We start from the raw sequence: 18117 nt of genomic DNA on the forward strand, positions 1-18117 counted from the left end.
GGAAACTTTATTATCTGCAAAAACCCCTGATTTTTATGCGATTTTGCTCACATTAAAAATTTTTTATTTTTTTTACTTTTCTTTTACCCGCTTTTTACTTTTGCCAGTTTATTTATATAAAAATTACCGGCATATTATGCGTAATCCAGCGGATCTTTTACTCCGTTACTTTTAAAAGCCTTTAGTCTATCAAGACATGTTGCGCATTTTCCGCAGGCTTTTTCCTTTCCCTCATAGCAGCTCCATGTAAGCTCATAAGGCACTTCTAGTTTTAAACCGCAAGCAACCACATCGGCTTTGGTTTTTCCTGCAAATGGCGCAACAATATTTTCCTGCGAATATGTTCCGATGGAAATTGCCCGATTCATCGCCTCGATAAATTCCATTGAGCAATCTGCATAAGCATTTAATGCCGCATCATCAGCATGCGCTCCCAAATAAATTTCTACTTCATCATCTGGATAAATGGAACCAGCAAGACTTGCGACACTTGCCAAAAACAAACCGTTTCTAAAAGGCAGATAAGTATTTACTTTGCCGTGAGCCGTAATTTGTTCTTCATACGTACTTTCTTCAATTTCCTGCGTCGAATTTTTAAGCAAAGCACAGTTACTTTGTGCAAACATAGCGCTTAAATCCAGTTCATAATGATTCACTTTGTAATAATCAGCAATTTTCTTTGCCTGCTGTAATTCCTTTTGGTGTTTTTGCCCATAAAAAATCGACACCGAGCTTACATTTTCAGCTCCTAATTTATCGACAGCAAGAGCCAAACAGGTAGTCGAATCAACTCCGCCGCTGCTTAAAACCAATGCCTTTAACATATAACTCTTCCAAAAACTTAAACAAAAGCCCTAACTGCTCGCTAGGACTTTAATCCAATTATTGCGTCATCTAAAAAAAATTAAGCATCAGACCATACTTCTTTTGCAATTTCGCAAACCAGCCTAATTTTAGCCCACTGAGCTTCATGACTTAAAATATTACCTTCTTCCGTCGAAGAGAATCCGCATTGAGTCGATAAACACAGCCTGTCAAGAGGCACATACTGAGATGCTTCACGAATACGTTTTTTAACGGCTTCTTTATCCTCAAGATCGCCGAATTTTGATGAAATCAAGCCTAAAACGACAGTCTGATCTTTTATAAAACGCAAAGGTGAAAAATCTCCGGCACGATCTGTGTCATATTCAAGGAAAAACCCGTCAACATTGCATTTGGCAAAAAGAATCGGAGCTACAGGCTCATATCCGCCTGATGAAAACCAGGTTGAACGGAAATTACCGCGACAGATATGCATGCAAATAACCATATCCTCAGGTTTTGCTTCCATGATCCGATTGATAACTGCAACGTAGTTTTCTGCAAGTTTATCAAGATCGATACCGCGCTGTGCATAAGCTTCACGTTTTTCAAGCGAGCAAAGCTCTCCCCATGAAGTATCGTCAAGCTGCAAATAACGGCATCCGCGATCATATAAAGCTTTTACCGCATCACACCAAGCATCTGCAATATCATCAAACAAAGACTCATCATTGTTCCTGTATAAAGCTATCGGCTCGTAATTTGCCTCACGTACACAACAAATTAAATGCAGCATGGAAGGAGAGGGAATAGTAAATTTAACTTCATGCTCTCCTGCTATAGACTTTAACTTTGAAAAAGCCTCCAAAAACGGATGATCGTTTGAAAAAGCGATTTTACCGCTGATTTTTATCGTTTCGGCTTTTGGCTGACGATCCGCAAAAGCAACCGACCACGCTTTAGCTTTAATATGCTCAATACCATTTAATGCGGCTAAAAAATCAAGGTGCCAATAAGCCCGGCGGAACTCTCCGTCAGTAACGGCTTTTAAGCCGTTAGCTATCTCCTGCTTTACTAAAACGGAAATTTCCTCATCCTCAATTTGAGTCAACTCTGCTTTGCTGATTTTTCCATCTTGAAAAAAGCGACGGGCATTTACAATTTTTGAAGAACGCAAAAAAGAACCGACATGATCGGCGCGATAAGGCGGATTGATATGAGCCATTATTTTTATCCTTAAAATTCTACTTAGTTTTTAAAGTCTTAGAATTGTTACCGAAGTAAAACTTTAAATCCATACAAACTTCACATTTCTAAATATTTGCTCTCAATGTGTGCAATCTTTTGCATCAGGCTCTTTATCCAATTTTAAAACCACGTAAGGAATAACCTGCGTTAGCCCGCAAATCAAAAACATTAAACCGTACCCGGTGTACTCGGCAACGAAACCGAATATCAAAGCCCCAACTCCCAATCCTAAATCAAAACAACTTGAATAAGTGGCGTTAGCTGCCCCCAAACGATCTTTTGGAGCGCGTAAAATTGCTAAAGTCTGCGTACCTGACATCACGGCGCCTTGTGCCAAACCATACAAAACGCCGCAAGCTAAAAATGTAAAAGTATTAAACACAAACGACAACAACACCAATGACAGCAATAAAGCGATAATCCCCGGACCGATTGCAGCCTTGCAGCCTATTCTGTCAACAAGCTTACCGACATAGGGTCTGCTTACCATTAAAGCCAGAGCGTACAAAGCAAAAAACATACCGACATGACTTATGCCGCGCTCCAATCCGAATAAAGCCACGAATGTTACTATTGCTCCGTAAGATGCATTTGAGCACAACACTACAAAAGACGGCATTAAGGAACGCTTTTCAATCAAAGAACGCTTTTCTTGCCTATTTGCCTCAATTTTTTTATATCTGACAAAAAGACAAAGGATGAAAGCTCCGGCAAAAAATATAGTCCCCAGACGAAACATCCACTCAAAAGGCAAGCTTAAGGCTAAAGCTGGAGCTATAGCCATTGCAAGAGAACAGGAAAGAGAAAAATACCCCATGCCCTCGCCGAGTCTTGAACGAGGGATAAAATCCGTTACAGCTGTTGCCGATCCCGTTGCCGACACTCCCCACGCAAGACCGTGCAAACCTCTTATAAGCAAAATCATGAATACGGTTTGAAAAACACCTAAAAAGTAAGCCAAAACCGTCATGCTAAAAAGACCAAGACACAAAACCTTAAAACGGCCATAGCGATCAAGAAGATTTCCTGCAATAAGTCGTGACAAAATGGCAGGTATTGCAATTAATGAAGTCAAAAAACCTAAAACTATATCATCAGCGCCTAAAGTTTTTAAAAAAGGAGGCAAACCCGATGGATAAAATTGAAAGCCGAAAAATAATAAACCGTTAGTCACGATCATAAGAATATAATCTCGGGTAAACAATTTTTCTTTAACTGCTTGATTGTTGCCTTCTTGGCTGTAGCCCATTGTGTATCTCTATCTTATGCACTCTCCGGACGATATTTAAAGTCATGTTAAGCCGTACTTTGAAAAAAGCAACGGTCATATTGCAAAAAAACAAAGTTTCGTTTGCTACAATCTTAACAATTCCAGAATTTTTGCAGCAGGCAATTAAAATGTTTGATCTTCATATGCATTCTCTTTATAGCAACGACGGTGAATTTTCACCGGAACAATTAGTAGAAAACTGCAATATCTGTAATATAAAAGTTATGTCAATTACCGATCACAATACGGTAGCAGCTAATTTTACAGCTCAAAAAAGTGCAGTAAAACATAATATTAAATATATCCCCGGCATAGAAATCGACTGTACATTTGAAAATACCGATTTTCATGTTTTAGGCTACCAAATCAACTTTCAAGATCCGGCTTTTGCTGAAATTGAAAACAATATTCGCACCCAGAGCATGACAATTTCGCAAATAAGACTAGAGAAAATCAAAAAGCTCGGTTTTGCAATTAGCGAAACGGAGCTCAATGCTTTATCAAAAGACAGCTATTGGCCTGAAACCTGGACCGGGGAAATGTTTGCCGAGGTCATCTTAAGTCATCCGGCATATAAAAATGATCCGCGTCTTGAGTCGTACAGACCGGGAGGCAAGCGCAGTGATAACCCGCTTGCCAACTTTTATTGGGATTTTTTTGCACAAGGCAAACCTTGCTTTGCAAAATCAAAGTTCCCTTCAATGCAAGAAATCATTGACATAATTCACGCTACCGGAGGTTATGCGGTATTAGCTCATCCTTGCGTTAATCTTAAAGGGAAAATGCATCTGTTAAGCGACATTGCCAAACTCAAACTAGACGGCATAGAAGCATTCAGCAGTTATCATTGTAAAGAGGAAGCTGCGACAATCAGGCATTTTGCGCAGATGAATAATTTATTCATTACCTGCGGCAGTGATTTTCACGGCAAAATTAAGCCGGCTATAAGTTTAGGTCAGCATCACTGTTCTTTAACTGAAAAAGAGTTGTCAGATCAACTTACAAAATTACTTAGAAAATAATATGCCGTAAATTAAAACCTTTAATTTACACACCATATTTTAATATCCACAGAATGATTTGTTATATATGAATAAAATCATACAATCTGTGCCTACTTTAAGTTTTGACGATACTATGGCGGGAGTCTTTTTGTCCTCCCGCTGCAGCAAAGCTCAAAAGACAAAAATTATCTATCGCCGCATTCTTAGAATTCAGGAAAAACTGTTTCTTATTTTGCACTAAGATACTGTTTTTTATTCAACGCTAATGCGACAAAAGCCCTAAAAATACTCTTCATTAGGGCTTTTTCTTTACTTAATTAATTTGATATAAACGCCGATTACGGACGTACTTTAACGCAAACACCATCTTCAGTAGCGTAAAGCACAGTATCAGCGCCGCGTTTGGCAAAAAGTCCGACCGTGACCACCCCGGGAATTGCGTTAATCTGGGCCTCCATCGCTAACGGATCTTCAATCATGAAGTCATGAACATCAAGGATCTCACAGCCGTTATCAGTAATGCAGCCCTGACGCAAAATAGGATTTCCGCCTAAAGCTCTTAAAGAACGCGCAACTTGCTCTCGCCCCATAGGAATAACTTCAACCGGTAACGGGAATTCACCTAAAGTCGGCACCAATTTGGACTTATCGACGATACAAATAAACTTCTCTGCCATTGAAGCTAAGATCTTCTCGCGCGTAAGGCAAGCTCCGCCGCCTTTGATCATGTCAAAAGCAGGATTAACCTCATCGGCACCGTCAATATACACACCGTAAGGCTCTACATCATTAGGATCGAGTACGCGAATACCGATATCCTGAAGCATCTTGGTGGTCTTATTGGAACTGCTTACCGCCGCATCAACTTTAATCTTAAAGCGATCGATTGCTTCAATAAATTTGACTACGGTAGATCCCGAACCTACGCCTAATATTCCGTCTTTTGGAATATATTTAAGCGCCTCCTCCGCAACCATTACCTTTAACTCATCCTGAGTCATGAGATGCTCCTTACTTTAAAGTAATACGCGCAAAACGACGTTTGCCGACTTGGAAAACATAAGTGCCGTTAGCAATTGCCTCATCTTTATCAGCAATTACCTTACCGTCAATTTTAACCGCATTTTGCTTAATCATGCGCATAGCCTCTGAAGTTGAAGCGCAAAGTTGTGAGTTTTTCAGCAAAGTAGGAAGAGGAGCATTATCTAAAGTAAGCTCCGGCATTTCATCAGGGACAGCCCCTTTGGCAAACTGATTGATAAAAGACTCTACTGCTTTATCTCCTTCTTCCTTACCGTGATAACGGGCTACGATTTCACGACCGAGTTCCATCTTGGCATCACGCGGGTTCATCTGCCCTGATGCACAATTAGCTTTAAGCTCGGCAATTTCCTTTAAAGGACGGAAAGACAATAAATCGAAATAAGTCCACATCAAATCGTCGCTTAAAGACATGATCTTACCGAACATATCATTAGGAGCGTCATGAACACCGATATAGTTGCCGGCAGACTTTGACATCTTCTTAACGCCGTCAAGACCTACCAAAAGCGGCATCATTAATACGCATTGCGGCTCCTGACCGGCGTCTTTTTGCAACTCACGACCCATTAAAAGGTTGAATTTCTGATCGGTACCGCCAAGCTCAATGTCGGCTTTCAAGCACACACTGTCATATCCTTGGAACAAAGGATATAAGAACTCATGGATGGCAATTGGCTGTCCGCTCTGATAACGCTTGGTAAAATCGTCGCGCTCAAGCATTCTTGCAACGGTAAGCTTTGAGGCAAGGCGGATTGTGCCCTCAGCCCCGAGTTTACCGAGCCACTCGCTGTTATAACGGATAATGGTCTTGTCTTTATCCAAAATTTTAAATGCCTGTTCGGCATAAGTTTTGGCATTTTCTAAAATCTTCTCGCGTGAAAGCTGCGGACGAGTGGTGTTTTTACCTGAAGGATCTCCTACCGATGCAGTAAAATCACCGATAATCAAAACAACCTGGTGGCCGAGCTCCTGAAAGGTACGCAATTTATTTAAAATAACGGTGTGGCCTAAATGAATATCAGGAGCGGTAGGATCCATTCCGAGTTTTACAATTAACTTACGACCGCTTTCCAGTTTCTTCTTTAACTCTTCAATCGGGATAATTTCTTCTGCGCCGCGGCAAATCTCGTCAAGCGCTGTTTGTACGTCTACCATTGACTCTCCTAAAAAATAATTCTTTAAAATGCAGACTATTCTAAACGATTTAACGGTCATTTGCAGTAAAACAAAGGTTTTTACGCAAACCCCCGCTTTTAATACACAGTAAAATTAAAGTTTGCCTAAGATTTCGGACAAGATGCTTTCAAGCCTTAACGAAACTCTTGTTATAGCATGTATATATAACTATCAAATCAATATATCATTTTTTAAAATTTAGTAATTAAAGAAAAAGCATCAGACAATGAGCCTACTCTCATAGAAAGCTCTGCAGCTTGACTTGCAACGGTTGCAATGACTTTAACTTTATTAATATCTTCAATCATCGCTAGATTATCCTGATGCATCGTTTTATTTTTATCAAAATTGTTAAGGATTATGCCGTTAATTGCGATACTCTTAGATTTTAAATAATGACAGCAAAGCGTCGTCTGATTTATAGTACCAAGACCGGCATCGGCAACAATGACAACAGGCAGACATAAAAGCTTAACGATGTCCTCAAGCAATATTTTCTTATTTTTTTCATAGACAATAGGACAAACGATACCGCCGGATCCTTCCATTAAAACATAATCATGAAGCGCTGCTACTTGATGAAAATCTTCACTTACCTTTTTAAGATCGACGAATCTTTGCTCAATGCGTGCAGCCAAATGAGGAGACAACGGATCCTGATACAAATATGACAATAAGCTTTCATAGCTCTGTTTAAGTCCCGCGACATCTTTTACATAACCTGCATCAGAGTTTTTAATGTTGTCTGCTCCGCTTATTGCCGCTTTGTAATATCCGACATTTAAATTTTGCTTAACTAATGACTTGCATATTAATGCGCTTACATAGGTTTTACCGATATCGGTATCGGTACCGGTCACAAAAACAGCTTTCATTTTTAATTCCTTAAACGAGCTTTAACATAACACGGGATCCAGCTTAAATTTACCCCGTTTGGTACTTTAAATTTTGCTTCATATTCCCGCATAAATCTTTTCAGGATCCCCGGAGTCCATTGGTGAGAAATAAGCGAATTAGTTCCGGTTTCTTTAAAAAACTTTAAAAGTTTATACGGATTTTCAAAGATTAGACTTTGTTTTTGCAACTCAAAAATATCTATCTCAAAGCCGCATTCCTCTAAAATGCTTAAAAGTTCTTGTTCGGTTAAATATTTAATGCATGGCAGTCCTAAAGACTCAAGTTCAACACAGGTACCGCTTAAAAAAGTTGAAAAACACAACGTTCCGCCCTGCTTTAAATTGGTTTTTATATGCAAAAGCGCCTTTTTAAAATCAACAAACCACTGAAAGACCGCGTTGCTTACGATTAAATCGCATGACTGCTTAAGAGACAAACATGTCGCATCACCTTCAATAAAAAAAATTTCAGGAATATTTTCTTTTAAATGCAGTAACTTATCTTCACAATAATTTAGCATCAAAGAGCTGATGTCATTTATATAAAGCGTCTTAATATCAAGTTTCTTAAGTAAAAGTTCACTTAAAAATCCGGTACCGCAGCCTATTTCATAAACCTTATTTGCACATAACTTCGGATCAATTAACCCAATTAAATCCTCTGCCATAAGCTTTTGCTTAAAAGCGGCATTTTCATAACTCAAAGCCGCCTTAGAAAAACGGGACTTGATTAAATTTTTATTCATGAAAGTTTATCTTTAAAAAATTGTGCGCTGTAATGTGCCGCATCAAGCTTTACAAGGTTTAAAGCATGTCCTTGCCAACCTCGCTCTTGATTTAAAGGCGCAATGATAGCGTCTTTAAGTCCGATAAAAGCCTCGTCCCAAACAATTTTACCCGCGCGATGAGCTGTCGACTTTTGAGCTAAAAACATAAGTTCATTTTTAAATGAAACAAGAGAACGTGAAGGTTTAACTTTAGTAAAAGCAGCAAACTCTTGTCCGCGCCCGCACATCCTGCGATAAAAACGCGTCATATTATCTTCACTTAAATTATCCAAAGTTGCTTTATAAAGCGCGGCATCAACTCCTTTTTCACTGTTTATCCCAAATGGCGTACCGTTTAATGCAGTCATTTTCCACGGTTTTTTCTCCACCTTACTTACAAAAATATCAGACATCATCACGCCAAGCGACCATGCGATGACCTCATACTTTTTATATTCATAAATAACACTAAAATCGGCGCTGTCGTCTTCATAGTCATAAACAAAAAAAGTATCGGAACTTAAGTTTAATGAAGAAAACGGAGTTAAATCCTGCCCAAAGCCTAAAAATACCACTTTAAGCGTATTATGATCGGTGCCTTTTAAAAGTTCGGTTTCCATTTTATATATTCTTCTCTAAAAAATTTTTAAACTTTTTTATTACTTCGCAAAGTCTTTGAACCTCTGCCTCATTTACAGCTGCATTTAATGAAAGCCGTAACCGCGCTTGTCCAAGCGGTACCGTTGGATGACGAATAGGAAGGACGAAAAAGCCCTTTTCTTTAAAAAACTCAGCGCCTTTTATCGCCGCTTCATTAGTATTGACGACAATAGGAATTATTTGACTTGAGCTTAAAACTTTAAAACCAATGTCTTTAAGACAATTTCTCACCCGTTCAGCCGCATTTTCAAGATTTTGCCGTTTTCTTTCAGCTTTATTAAGCTTATCGAGCATAAATGACGCATGTAATGCATTAACGGGAGGCAATGCGGTCGTAAAAATAAAAGTCCGTACCGTATTGATTAAGTATTCTTTTGTCATCGCATCACATAAGAAAAAGGCTCCGCAGCTGCCTGCCGCTTTTCCCAGGGTGCACAAAATATAATCAACTTTATCTAAAAGACCGAGCTTATAGCATAAGCCTAAGCCGTTTTTGCCGTATACGCCGAATGAATGTGCTTCATCCACGTACAATTTAATTAAAGGATATTTTTCTTTAAGCAAGACAAGCTCATTTAAAGGAGCACAATCTCCGTCCATGCTGAAAACGGCTTCGGTTATAACGATAATCTCCTTGAATTTTTCTTTATATTTAACAAGCAAAGACTCAAGATGCTCAATATCGTTATGACTAAAACGCATGAATTTAGCGCCTGAGGCCTTTATACCGTCAATCATCGAAGCATGAATAAGCTTATCGGCAAGGAACAATGTCTCTTTTCCACCCAATGCCTGTAAAATCCCGCAGTTGGCATCAAAACCGGAGTTAAACATAAGGCATGATTTATGAAATAACTTGCCGGCCTTTTCTTCAAATAATGCATGCTCGTTAAAAGTTCCGGTTAAAAGTCTTGAACTTGTTGATGAAAAAAGAGCATGAGAGTCAGAAAGTATTTTTAAAAACTCTTGGCGTATTGCTAAATCGTGTCCTAAATTCAAATAATCATTTGAAGATAAATTAATAAGCCTTTCACCTTTATAATCAATGTAAATGCCGTTTTGAAAATAAGGATTTACCGATCGCAAAGATCCGTCGGCTTTACAGGAAGCCAAAAAGGCGCTTATCATTTGAGCCGTCATGTTTTTTATTTTTTTACCTTTATTTGCGGAAAATTTTTATCGCTTGGAAAAGCCGTAATGCTTAATTTAATTACCCAAAAAATCCTTGACGGAAAAGCAATTACCCGTGAGGACATATCATACATTATTGCTTACGATAATGTAGAAGAGCTTATTTCCTCTTCCCATAAAATAACTTTAAGGTTTGCCTCAAAGAAATTTGATTCTTGTTCGATAATAAATGCAAAATCAGGCCTATGTACAGAAGACTGCAAATGGTGCGCCCAATCCTCTCACTATAAAACCGATATTGCTACCTATCCTCTCGTTAATAGCGATGAGTGCCTTAAAGAAGCGCTCCATTGCGAGAAAAAAGGCGTTAAAAGATTTTCTTTAGTAACGTCAGGACGAAAGCCTTCTCCTAATGAACTTAAAGAAATCGGCAGTTTATTAACTTATCTAAAACTAAACAGTAAAATTTCTTTATGCGCATCCTTAGGCCTTCTTAATAAAAACGAGCTTAAAAAGCTAAAAGAAGCAGGACTTTCCCGCTATCACTGCAATTTGGAAAGTTCGGAAAACTATTTTAAAAACTTATGTTCAACGCATAAATTCAGCCAAAAAATTGCTGTTATAAAAGCGGCAAAAGAAGCAGGTCTTGAAATTTGTTCAGGCGGTATTATCGGCATGGGCGAGAGCATGGAAGATAGAGCGGATTTGGCTCTTACTTTAAAAGATCTTGAAGTGACTTCCGTTCCGCTTAATATCCTTCATCCGATTCCCGGGACTCCGCTTGAAAAGCTACCCTTGTTAAGTGACGCGGAAATTTTAAAAACCATCGCGCTTTTCCGTTTTATTCTGCCAAAAGCCTATCTGCGCCTTGCAGGAGGCAGAGCGCGCCTTAGTGAACAAACTTTAAAACAAGCTTTATACGCAGGCATCAACTCGGCCATAGTAGGCGATTTGCTTACCACTTTAGGATCGGATATCGATACTGACAAAAAGCGTTTTAAGGAAGCAGGATATGAACTTTGAAAATCTTATTGACCCCTTTGATAGGGATCACCTTATCCATCCTTATACATCAATGCAGACACCGCTGCCTGCATTTAAAGTCACGAGAGCTGACGGCTGTACACTGACTTTATCCGACGGAACGAAGCTTACCGACGGAACCTCGTCATGGTGGTGTGCGCTTCACGGCTATAACGTTAAAGAATTAAACGATGCGCTTTGCGAACAATTAAAATCCGTAGCGCACGTGATGTTCGGAGGACTTACACACGATCCGGCCATAGAGCTTGGCAAATTGATCCTCAAATATGTGCCGCATGAATTAACTAAAATTTTTTACGCCGACAGCGGATCGGTTGCTGTAGAAGTTGCCTTAAAAATGGCAGTTCAATATCAATTTGCCAAAGGAAATACGCATAAAAGCGAAATTGCAACCATCTCAGGCGGATATCACGGCGACACCTGGAATGCTATGTCCGTGTGCGATCCGATTGCCGGAATGCATAAAATTTTCGGATCCGCTTTACCCGTACGTTTCTTTGCTCCTATTCCGCAATGCCGTTTTGATGAGCCGTGGGATGAAAACGATTTTCTGCCGATGAAAAAGCTTATAGAAAGCAAAAAAGACATCTTGTCCGCGGTTATCGTTGAACCGATAGTGCAAGGAGCAAGCGGAATGCGTTTTTATCATCCTACTTATTTAAAGCGCCTTCATGAGCTTTGCAAACAATACGATATTCTGCTTATTTTTGATGAAATCGCTACCGGCTTTGGACGTACCGGCAAACTTTTTGCCCTTGAGTATACGGATGTCGTACCTGATTTAATGTGTATAGGCAAAGGACTAACAGGCGGATATATGACATTATCTGCAGTGCTCACGACTGACAAAATCGCATCTGCAATTTCAAATAATCCTCCTTATGCTTTTATGCACGGGCCGACATTTATGGCAAATCCCTTAGCTTGCTCCGTAGGAATAGCTTCTTTTAAACTGCTTTTAAATTCTCCATGGCAAGAACGGGTTAAGCATATTGAAGCAAAACTAAAGGAACATTTAATCCCGCTTAAAGCTAAAAGCTTAGTCAAAGATGTAAGAGTCTTAGGAGCAATCGGCGTCGTTCAGACTAAAACTCCGGTTAAAATGCGGGAAATAATGCGCCACTTTATTGAACTTAATGTATGGATAAGGCCGATGGGCGATCTTATATATTTAATGCCGCCGTTTATCATCAGCGACGCAGAACTTGAAAAGCTGTGCAACGCTATTGCGATAGTAACGGAGAATAAAAACCTTTATGCCTAAAGAACTTTACATCGGTTTGATGTCAGGAACCAGCATTGACGGACTTGATGCCTGCCTTATTGATATGCAGTCTGGCAAACCTCAGGTTATCGCCGTTGACAGCTGCAAATGGACAGATACTGAAGCAAAAGCTTTGCATGAACTTTGTCAAAGCTCTAATGACGAAATCGAAAAAGAAGGAAAAGCCTGCGTATTTATCGCCAAAAAACAAGCCTTTTTGGTAAATGATCTAATTTCTAAGGCAAAACTTAAAAATGAAGACATCATTGCCGTGGGCACTCACGGTCAAACCGTAAGGCATAGACCTAAACTTAACTTTTCAAAACAGTTGGATCTCGGACCTCTTACAGCTGCTTTAACCGGCATCGATACCGTCGTTGATTTCAGAGCGGCAGATCTTGCAGCCGGAGGTGACGGAGCCCCGCTTACTCCCGCTTTTCATCAAATGATGTTAAAAAACGATCATCGCGATCGCTACGTTTTAAATTTAGGCGGCATATCCAATTTAACCGTAATAGAAAAAGGCGGGAAAGTTCTTGCAGGCTTTGACTGCGGTCCTGCCAACACCTTGCTTGATCTTTGCTGCCGTGAACTTTTTAATAAACCGTATGATGAAGACGCCAAAATCGCGTCTCAAGGCAAAATCAGACAAGATTGGCTTTGTGAGCTTTTAGAGCATCCTTATTTAAAAAGAGATTTTCCCAAATCAAGCGGGCGCGAGGACTTTAACGAAAATACCGTAAAAAAATATCTTAATCTTGTAAAAAATAAGGAAGCTTCAGGAGCTGATTTACTTGCCACACTTTGTGAATTTTCAGTCCGATCCGTTATTGATGAAATCATTAAAATCAAACAGCGTTTTATAAGCTTAGACAAAGGAGATCTTATTCTCTGCGGCGGAGGAGCGTATAACCCTTTAATCAAGCAGCGCTTTGAAGAATATTGTCTTAAGCTTGATTTAAAAGTATTGCGCTCCGATGAAGTCGGAATTCATCCTTCATATATGGAGGCTGAAGCTTTTGCCTGGTTTACCTATATGTGCATGAACGGCAAACAAATCGATCTTACCCACTCAACCGGAGCCAAATACCCGACAATTCTAGGATGTATTTGTCCGGCGCCAACAGGACGATTCGTCAAATCCCGCATCAAGTAATATGTATTTTCGGACAGCAGAAGCTGTCCGAATGTTTAACATTAATCAAGATAAATAACCTGATCTTTTAAATCCTTTCTCTCAAAGTGCAGCTTATCGGGTTTTACGTCAGATGCCATATGCCCCGCGACCATAATAAACTGAGCTCGAAGCGGCTCCTTAATCTCTAGAGCTTGAGTCAAAAGATCGGTTTTAATCGCCCCAATAAAGCAAGAACCAAGTCCCATATCCGCCGCCTGCAAAAGCATATGCGTCATCACGATAGCCCCGTCAACCACGGCAAAATTTTGTGCGTCATATTTTCTTTGCCATGCCTCTCCTTCATTCGTGCATACCACGATAGCAAGAGGCGCACCGTACAGCCATGCGCATTTTTGAATTTTTTTAAGACTTTCCCCTCTTACCACAAGCAAAGTAAACGGCTGACGGTTGCATGCGGTAGGTGCGAGTTTTGCCGCAGATAAAATCTTATTTATTTCATCATCGGTAAGCGGCTTAGGATCATAAGCTCTGCAGGAAAACCTTTCTTTGGCTAAATCAAGAAAATCTTTCATTTTAAATCTCCTTACGTTTTTAATTCATTATATCGGCATACTGAACGTATTTTCACCGTATGTCACTATCCGTTATCGTCTTTAGAAAATCATCTTTAAAATCATTTCCATGATTATTTACGATATCATTTTGAAGCCTGTGTTTTACTCTTGTCAAAAAACCTTCCACCAAATCAAGCTGCTCCTTTTTTACCTCTACTTCCTTTAGATATTCATTAACTCTGTCATATAACCATAAACTGCCCTTATTTTTATCATCAAGATATTCAAGAAAACGCTTAATACATTCAAGCTTCATTCCGTTAACCCTGCAAGCCATAATAAACTCAAGTCGCGTTACATCATCTTTTTCGTATTCGCGTTGTCCGCCAAGACCGCGCTTAGGTTCTAACATTACTCCCTTCTGTTCGTAAAAACGGATCCTGGTTATAGGACATCCCGTTTTTGCCGACAGCTCTCCGATTTTCATTTTTTATCCTCTAACTTACTTGAACCTATAGTTACTATAGCTTTTACAATCACGATAACAAGAAAAAAGCTTATCCGCAACTTATCAACTAAAAAAGGAGAATCTCATGATTTTTCAACAGATACGCAGCGCAACCTCCATCATAAGCTATGCCAACAAGCGTTTTCTTATAGATCCGATGCTGGCACCGCAAGGAACCTACCCTGCAGTTCCGTATACCGTATCAACGGGGAAGGGGAATCCTGATTGTGAATTGCCTTGTCCTGTCGAAAATCTATTTGATATTGATGCCGTTATCGTTACCCATATGCATTTTGATCATTTCGATGAAGTCGCCGCCAAACTTTTACCCAAACATTTGCCTTTATTCTGTCAATCGGATAAAGATGCGGCACAACTTAATGAATTCGGTTTTAAGGATGTCAGAATCCTTGACACGAACGGCATAAAATTTCATGACATCACTTTATTTAAAACTCCGTGCGATCACGGAGCATCCGATGCGGTCACTTCTTTTTTTTATGAAAAACTTGATATTGAAAAGGAAGCATGCGGTGTTGTTTTTAAAGCAAATAAAGAGAAAACTTTTTATCTTGCCGGTGACACGATTTATTATCGAGGTGTAAGCGAAACAATAAGTAAATACACTCCGGAAATCGTGGCGGTAAATGCGGCCGGAGCGCAATGCCCTTTAGGACATGCTCTTATCATGAATCAATATGATGTGTTAGTGCTGATGCGAAGCTTTCCCGAAATTGAAGTTATCGCCACCCATGTCGAAGGGGTTTCTCATGCGACGGTATCTCGTTCCTTGTTAAGGGATTTTGCCCGAGAAAACAAATTAACCAAACTGTATATCCCAGATGACGGACAAACAATTTCCTTTTAATACTTTTTAAAAATCCGCTGCGCAATCACGGCTAAGCCTTATTCTTAGCTGTAATTGCACCTAAATAACACTATGAGAACAAAAATTAAAACGCTGTTTTGTGCATCCTGATACAATATGCATGCTTTTTTGTCTTGTCTAAAGCATTTTAGGAGATTGTGTATGCTTTTAAGCCAGATGGAAAAGCGGCAGCGTTGCCTTATTTGCAAATTAAATCTTGAAGAAAGTCTTGCCCATCGCCTTGAAGCTTTAGGCATGACCGAACATTCAAAACTTGAAGTGGTTAACCGCAAAGGTAAAGGAACATTAATTATCAAACTGCGCGGTTCTCAATACGCTTTAGGTGAAGATATAACTGAGAACATAGAAGTAGAAAAGATTTAATTGCAAACATTATGAAATCACTGCACTCAATTCTGCCGCACCATACTACGCAAAATAAAACCGATCTGACCATCGGATTTATCGGTAACCCTAATTGTGGAAAAACCACGCTCTTTAACGCTTTTACAGGTGCAAATTTAAAAGTTGCTAACTGGCCCGGCGTCACCGTCGAAAAAGTTGAAGGCGCCATCCGTTCCCATAACCGCAATATAAGACTTGTCGATCTCCCCGGTACCTATTCACTTACCTCATACACAATGGAGGAGACGGTAGCGCGCAATTTCATACTATCAGGCGAGGTTGACGTCATAATAAATGTTGTAGACGCCTCCGCTCTTGAAAGAAGCTTGTACCTGACACTGCAGCTTTTAGAGCTGGGAAAGCCTGTAGTCATGGCGCTTAACATGATGGACATCGTGTTGAAAAGGGGAATGGAAATAGACCTCCACCGTCTGCCTGAAATGCTCGGCATTCCGGTTATTCCGGTATCGGCGAGAAAACGCATGGGTCTTGATATTCTGCTTCATGCCGCCATTCATCACCAAGGAGCCAAAACTCCCGATCCTATAATTCACGAACATAAAGAAACTTTTGAACACAAACACGATCACCATCAAGAGTTTGCGATGGTGTACTCGGATTTTATTGAAGATAAAATCGATCAAATCATCCCGCGACTCCAGGAAAAATATCCAAATCTTATCAATTATCGCTATTACGCCATAAAAACCTTGGAAGGCGATCATGAAATCAGCAGCAAATACCCTATTGATACCCAAGACATTTTTCCTGACGGTAAAAATTTCGAAGCACGCATCATTAATGAAAAATATGATTTTATCGATGATGTCATCACTGAAGTTTTAGTTAACAAAGAACGTCAGGATAAGCTTACCGAAAAAATCGATAAAGTATTCACCCATCCTTTTTTCGGCATTCCGGCATTCCTTGCCATTATGGCCGTAGTCTTTATTCTGACTTTCAATTTCGGTGACTTCATTAAGGGATTTTTTGAAATCGCCATTGATTTAATTTCAACCAAGGCCTCTGACTACTTAAGTTCGCTTAACGCCTCACCTATGCTTATTTCTCTTATCGTTGAAGGCATTATCGGCGGCGTGGGCGTGGTAATTACCTTTCTGCCTAATCTTTTCGTGCTCTTTCTGGCCCTTGCATTCCTTGAAGATACAGGCTACATGGCACGTGTTGCTTACGTAATGGAAGGTATCATGAAAAAACTCGGGCTTTCAGGCAGAGCTTTTATCCCGATGATCTTAGGTTTCGGATGCTCCGTCCCGGCCATTATGGCCACCCGTGCTTTGGAACACCGCCATGACAAATTAAAAGTCATGCTCGTGACTCCTTTTATGAGCTGCAATGCGCGGCTTACCATCTACGTACTGTTTTCAGAAATGTTCTTTCATGAAAACGCGATGATTGTCGCTTATTCACTTTATCTAATCGGTATAGTCGTAGCGCTTATCGTGTGTTTTATCTTAAAGTTCTTAGACAGAAAAGGATCTCTTACCAATTATCTTTTAATTGAGCTTCCTGCCTATAAGCTTCCTGATCTGCATACCGTATCCATTTACGTATGGGATAAATTAAAAGACTATTTAAGCAAAGCAGGAACTACTATTTTCGTCATGACACTTGCCGTGTGGGCTTTACTGCACTTTGGGTCAAACGGTTTCACATTGTCCATGTCAGACAGCTTCGGCGCTGTAGTAGGACAAGCTCTAAGTCCGTTATTTGCTCCGTTAGGACTCGGTTTTTGGCAAATCGTACTGGCGCTTATTGCAGGAATCGTCGCCAAAGAAGTCGTAGTTTCTTCTATGGCTATCTTATTTAGCGTCGTTAACGCTAACTCGGATGTCGGTATGCAGATTTTTGCAGAGCAGTTACAATCAATCGGCTTTAACTCATTAAACGCATATTGCCTCATGGTGTTTTGCCTTTTGTATATTCCGTGCGTCGCAACTTTGGCTACCGTCAAAAAAGAATCAGGCTCTTTTGCGTACGTGGCCTTATCAGCATCCTTCCAGCTGGTAACGGCATACGTTATAACCTTTATCATTTACAACACGGCAGGAACTTTGTTTTCATAAATGGGTTTTGTAGATCTGCTTTTAGCTTTAATCATTGCCGCGTGTTCAAGCGCGGCAATCTTCGGTATGATAAAAAGGACCAAAAAGAAATGTACGGACTGCACTGCATGCAATAATCAAAAGTGCTCAATCAAAAAAAATCAATAGATAATCCTCTGTCATATATGTAAATTTCAGCGCCTTTCCTGACTCCCGAAAACATCAAAACATAAGCGTTTGACGTATTCGCGTTCTATTTGAGAAAGTCGC

General features: G+C 39.9%; 18 protein-coding genes. 7 read left to right on the forward strand and 11 right to left on the reverse strand.

Annotation, left to right across the window (positions count from 1 at the left end):
* Positions 1-134: 134 nt before the first annotated feature.
* The 3 genes from queC to QZ019_RS05190 form a co-directional block, all read right to left on the reverse strand.
* Entirely contained in the window at positions 135-824 is a 690-nt protein-coding gene (queC, locus tag QZ019_RS05180; RefSeq protein ID WP_295482876.1) for a 7-cyano-7-deazaguanine synthase QueC, read from the reverse strand.
* An 80-nt stretch (positions 825-904) separates the two neighbouring features.
* On the reverse strand, positions 905-2029 hold the full coding sequence (locus QZ019_RS05185; RefSeq protein WP_277296700.1) for a 5-methyltetrahydropteroyltriglutamate--homocysteine S-methyltransferase: 1125 nt from the start codon (positions 2027-2029) through the stop codon (positions 905-907).
* Between the two features lie 102 nt (positions 2030-2131).
* Positions 2132-3301: an MFS transporter gene (locus tag QZ019_RS05190; RefSeq protein ID WP_295482880.1), complete on the reverse strand. Its 1170-nt coding sequence runs from the start codon at positions 3299-3301 to the stop codon at positions 2132-2134.
* A 149-nt stretch (positions 3302-3450) separates the two neighbouring features.
* Between QZ019_RS05190 and QZ019_RS05195 the strand changes: the two genes are divergently transcribed.
* The gene (locus tag QZ019_RS05195; RefSeq protein ID WP_277296698.1) at positions 3451-4344 is read left to right on the forward strand and encodes a PHP domain-containing protein; all 894 of its coding nucleotides are present in this window, start codon (positions 3451-3453) and stop codon (positions 4342-4344) included.
* Between the two features lie 320 nt (positions 4345-4664).
* Here the strand turns inward: QZ019_RS05195 and rpiA are convergent, their stop codons facing one another.
* The 6 genes from rpiA to QZ019_RS05225 all read right to left on the reverse strand — a co-directional run bounded on the left by rpiA (position 4665) and on the right by QZ019_RS05225 (position 10009).
* Entirely contained in the window at positions 4665-5327 is a 663-nt protein-coding gene (gene rpiA, locus QZ019_RS05200) for a ribose-5-phosphate isomerase RpiA (RefSeq protein ID WP_295482883.1), read from the reverse strand.
* A gap of 10 nt (positions 5328-5337) precedes the next feature.
* Complete coding sequence (gene tyrS / locus QZ019_RS05205; protein WP_009142571.1) at positions 5338-6525, reverse strand: tyrosine--tRNA ligase; 1188 nt, start codon at positions 6523-6525, stop codon at positions 5338-5340.
* 212 nt (positions 6526-6737) lie between these two features.
* Positions 6738-7421 carry a dethiobiotin synthase gene (bioD, locus tag QZ019_RS05210; RefSeq protein WP_295482885.1) on the reverse strand — a complete coding sequence of 228 codons (684 nt, stop codon included), beginning with the start codon at positions 7419-7421 and terminating at the stop codon, positions 6738-6740.
* A gap of 2 nt (positions 7422-7423) precedes the next feature.
* Entirely contained in the window at positions 7424-8188 is a 765-nt protein-coding gene (locus QZ019_RS05215; RefSeq protein WP_295482887.1) for a methyltransferase domain-containing protein, read from the reverse strand.
* The gene (locus QZ019_RS05220) at positions 8185-8829 is read right to left on the reverse strand and encodes a pimeloyl-ACP methyl esterase BioG family protein (RefSeq protein WP_295482890.1); all 645 of its coding nucleotides are present in this window, start codon (positions 8827-8829) and stop codon (positions 8185-8187) included. The genes QZ019_RS05215 and QZ019_RS05220 overlap by 4 nt, the downstream gene beginning before the upstream one ends.
* A gap of 1 nt (position 8830) precedes the next feature.
* Entirely contained in the window at positions 8831-10009 is a 1179-nt protein-coding gene (locus tag QZ019_RS05225; protein ID WP_295482892.1) for an 8-amino-7-oxononanoate synthase, read from the reverse strand.
* A gap of 57 nt (positions 10010-10066) precedes the next feature.
* Here QZ019_RS05225 and bioB point away from each other — a divergent pair, with 57 nt between their 5' ends.
* The 3 genes from bioB to QZ019_RS05240 are packed head-to-tail and all read left to right on the forward strand — an operon-like array spanning position 10067 to position 13464.
* Positions 10067-11023, forward strand: a complete 957-nt coding sequence (gene bioB / locus QZ019_RS05230) for a biotin synthase BioB (RefSeq protein ID WP_295482894.1) — start codon at positions 10067-10069, stop codon at positions 11021-11023.
* Positions 11013-12308, forward strand: a complete 1296-nt coding sequence (bioA, locus tag QZ019_RS05235) for an adenosylmethionine--8-amino-7-oxononanoate transaminase (protein ID WP_295482896.1) — start codon at positions 11013-11015, stop codon at positions 12306-12308. Before bioB ends, bioA begins: the two co-directional genes overlap by 11 nt.
* A complete protein-coding gene (locus tag QZ019_RS05240; RefSeq protein WP_295482898.1) occupies positions 12301-13464 on the forward strand; it encodes an anhydro-N-acetylmuramic acid kinase in 1164 nt (387 codons plus the stop codon). The genes bioA and QZ019_RS05240 overlap by 8 nt, the downstream gene beginning before the upstream one ends.
* A 41-nt stretch (positions 13465-13505) precedes the next feature.
* Here QZ019_RS05240 and QZ019_RS05245 read toward each other — a convergent pair whose 3' ends face one another.
* Entirely contained in the window at positions 13506-14018 is a 513-nt protein-coding gene (locus QZ019_RS05245; RefSeq protein ID WP_295482900.1) for a nitroreductase family protein, read from the reverse strand.
* A gap of 52 nt (positions 14019-14070) precedes the next feature.
* Complete coding sequence (locus tag QZ019_RS05250; protein ID WP_295482902.1) at positions 14071-14487, reverse strand: MerR family transcriptional regulator; 417 nt, start codon at positions 14485-14487, stop codon at positions 14071-14073.
* Between the two features lie 106 nt (positions 14488-14593).
* Between QZ019_RS05250 and QZ019_RS05255 the strand changes: the two genes are divergently transcribed.
* The 3 genes from QZ019_RS05255 to feoB all read left to right on the forward strand — a co-directional run bounded on the left by QZ019_RS05255 (position 14594) and on the right by feoB (position 17868).
* The gene (locus QZ019_RS05255) at positions 14594-15376 is read left to right on the forward strand and encodes an MBL fold metallo-hydrolase (protein WP_295482904.1); all 783 of its coding nucleotides are present in this window, start codon (positions 14594-14596) and stop codon (positions 15374-15376) included.
* A gap of 162 nt (positions 15377-15538) precedes the next feature.
* Complete coding sequence (locus QZ019_RS05260; protein ID WP_295482906.1) at positions 15539-15760, forward strand: FeoA family protein; 222 nt, start codon at positions 15539-15541, stop codon at positions 15758-15760.
* 11 nt (positions 15761-15771) lie between these two features.
* Complete coding sequence (gene feoB, locus QZ019_RS05265; RefSeq protein ID WP_295482908.1) at positions 15772-17868, forward strand: ferrous iron transport protein B; 2097 nt, start codon at positions 15772-15774, stop codon at positions 17866-17868.
* Positions 17869-18117 lie beyond the last annotated feature (249 nt).

This window comes from uncultured Succinatimonas sp., from assembly GCF_905203285.1.
Lineage (GTDB): Bacteria > Pseudomonadota > Gammaproteobacteria > Enterobacterales > Succinivibrionaceae > Succinatimonas.

Bases quoted from the DNA above. Each gene is read 5' to 3' on its own strand.
- queC (WP_295482876.1), bottom strand. From the start codon at position 824: ATGTTAAAGGCATTGGTTTTAAGCAGCGGCGGAGTTGATTCGACTACC.
- QZ019_RS05185 (WP_277296700.1), bottom strand. From the start codon at position 2,029: ATGGCTCATATCAATCCGCCTTATCGCGCCGATCATGTCGGTTCTTTT.
- QZ019_RS05190 (WP_295482880.1), bottom strand. From the start codon at position 3,301: ATGGGCTACAGCCAAGAAGGCAACAATCAAGCAGTTAAAGAAAAATTG.
- QZ019_RS05195 (WP_277296698.1), top strand. From the start codon at position 3,451: ATGTTTGATCTTCATATGCATTCTCTTTATAGCAACGACGGTGAATTT.
- rpiA (WP_295482883.1), bottom strand. From the start codon at position 5,327: ATGACTCAGGATGAGTTAAAGGTAATGGTTGCGGAGGAGGCGCTTAAA.
- tyrS (WP_009142571.1), bottom strand. From the start codon at position 6,525: ATGGTAGACGTACAAACAGCGCTTGACGAGATTTGCCGCGGCGCAGAA.
- bioD (WP_295482885.1), bottom strand. From the start codon at position 7,421: ATGAAAGCTGTTTTTGTGACCGGTACCGATACCGATATCGGTAAAACC.
- QZ019_RS05215 (WP_295482887.1), bottom strand. From the start codon at position 8,188: ATGAATAAAAATTTAATCAAGTCCCGTTTTTCTAAGGCGGCTTTGAGT.
- QZ019_RS05220 (WP_295482890.1), bottom strand. From the start codon at position 8,829: ATGGAAACCGAACTTTTAAAAGGCACCGATCATAATACGCTTAAAGTG.
- QZ019_RS05225 (WP_295482892.1), bottom strand. From the start codon at position 10,009: ATGACGGCTCAAATGATAAGCGCCTTTTTGGCTTCCTGTAAAGCCGAC.
- bioB (WP_295482894.1), top strand. From the start codon at position 10,067: ATGCTTAATTTAATTACCCAAAAAATCCTTGACGGAAAAGCAATTACC.
- bioA (WP_295482896.1), top strand. From the start codon at position 11,013: ATGAACTTTGAAAATCTTATTGACCCCTTTGATAGGGATCACCTTATC.
- QZ019_RS05240 (WP_295482898.1), top strand. From the start codon at position 12,301: ATGCCTAAAGAACTTTACATCGGTTTGATGTCAGGAACCAGCATTGAC.
- QZ019_RS05245 (WP_295482900.1), bottom strand. From the start codon at position 14,018: ATGAAAGATTTTCTTGATTTAGCCAAAGAAAGGTTTTCCTGCAGAGCT.
- QZ019_RS05250 (WP_295482902.1), bottom strand. From the start codon at position 14,487: ATGAAAATCGGAGAGCTGTCGGCAAAAACGGGATGTCCTATAACCAGG.
- QZ019_RS05255 (WP_295482904.1), top strand. From the start codon at position 14,594: ATGATTTTTCAACAGATACGCAGCGCAACCTCCATCATAAGCTATGCC.
- QZ019_RS05260 (WP_295482906.1), top strand. From the start codon at position 15,539: ATGCTTTTAAGCCAGATGGAAAAGCGGCAGCGTTGCCTTATTTGCAAA.
- feoB (WP_295482908.1), top strand. From the start codon at position 15,772: ATGAAATCACTGCACTCAATTCTGCCGCACCATACTACGCAAAATAAA.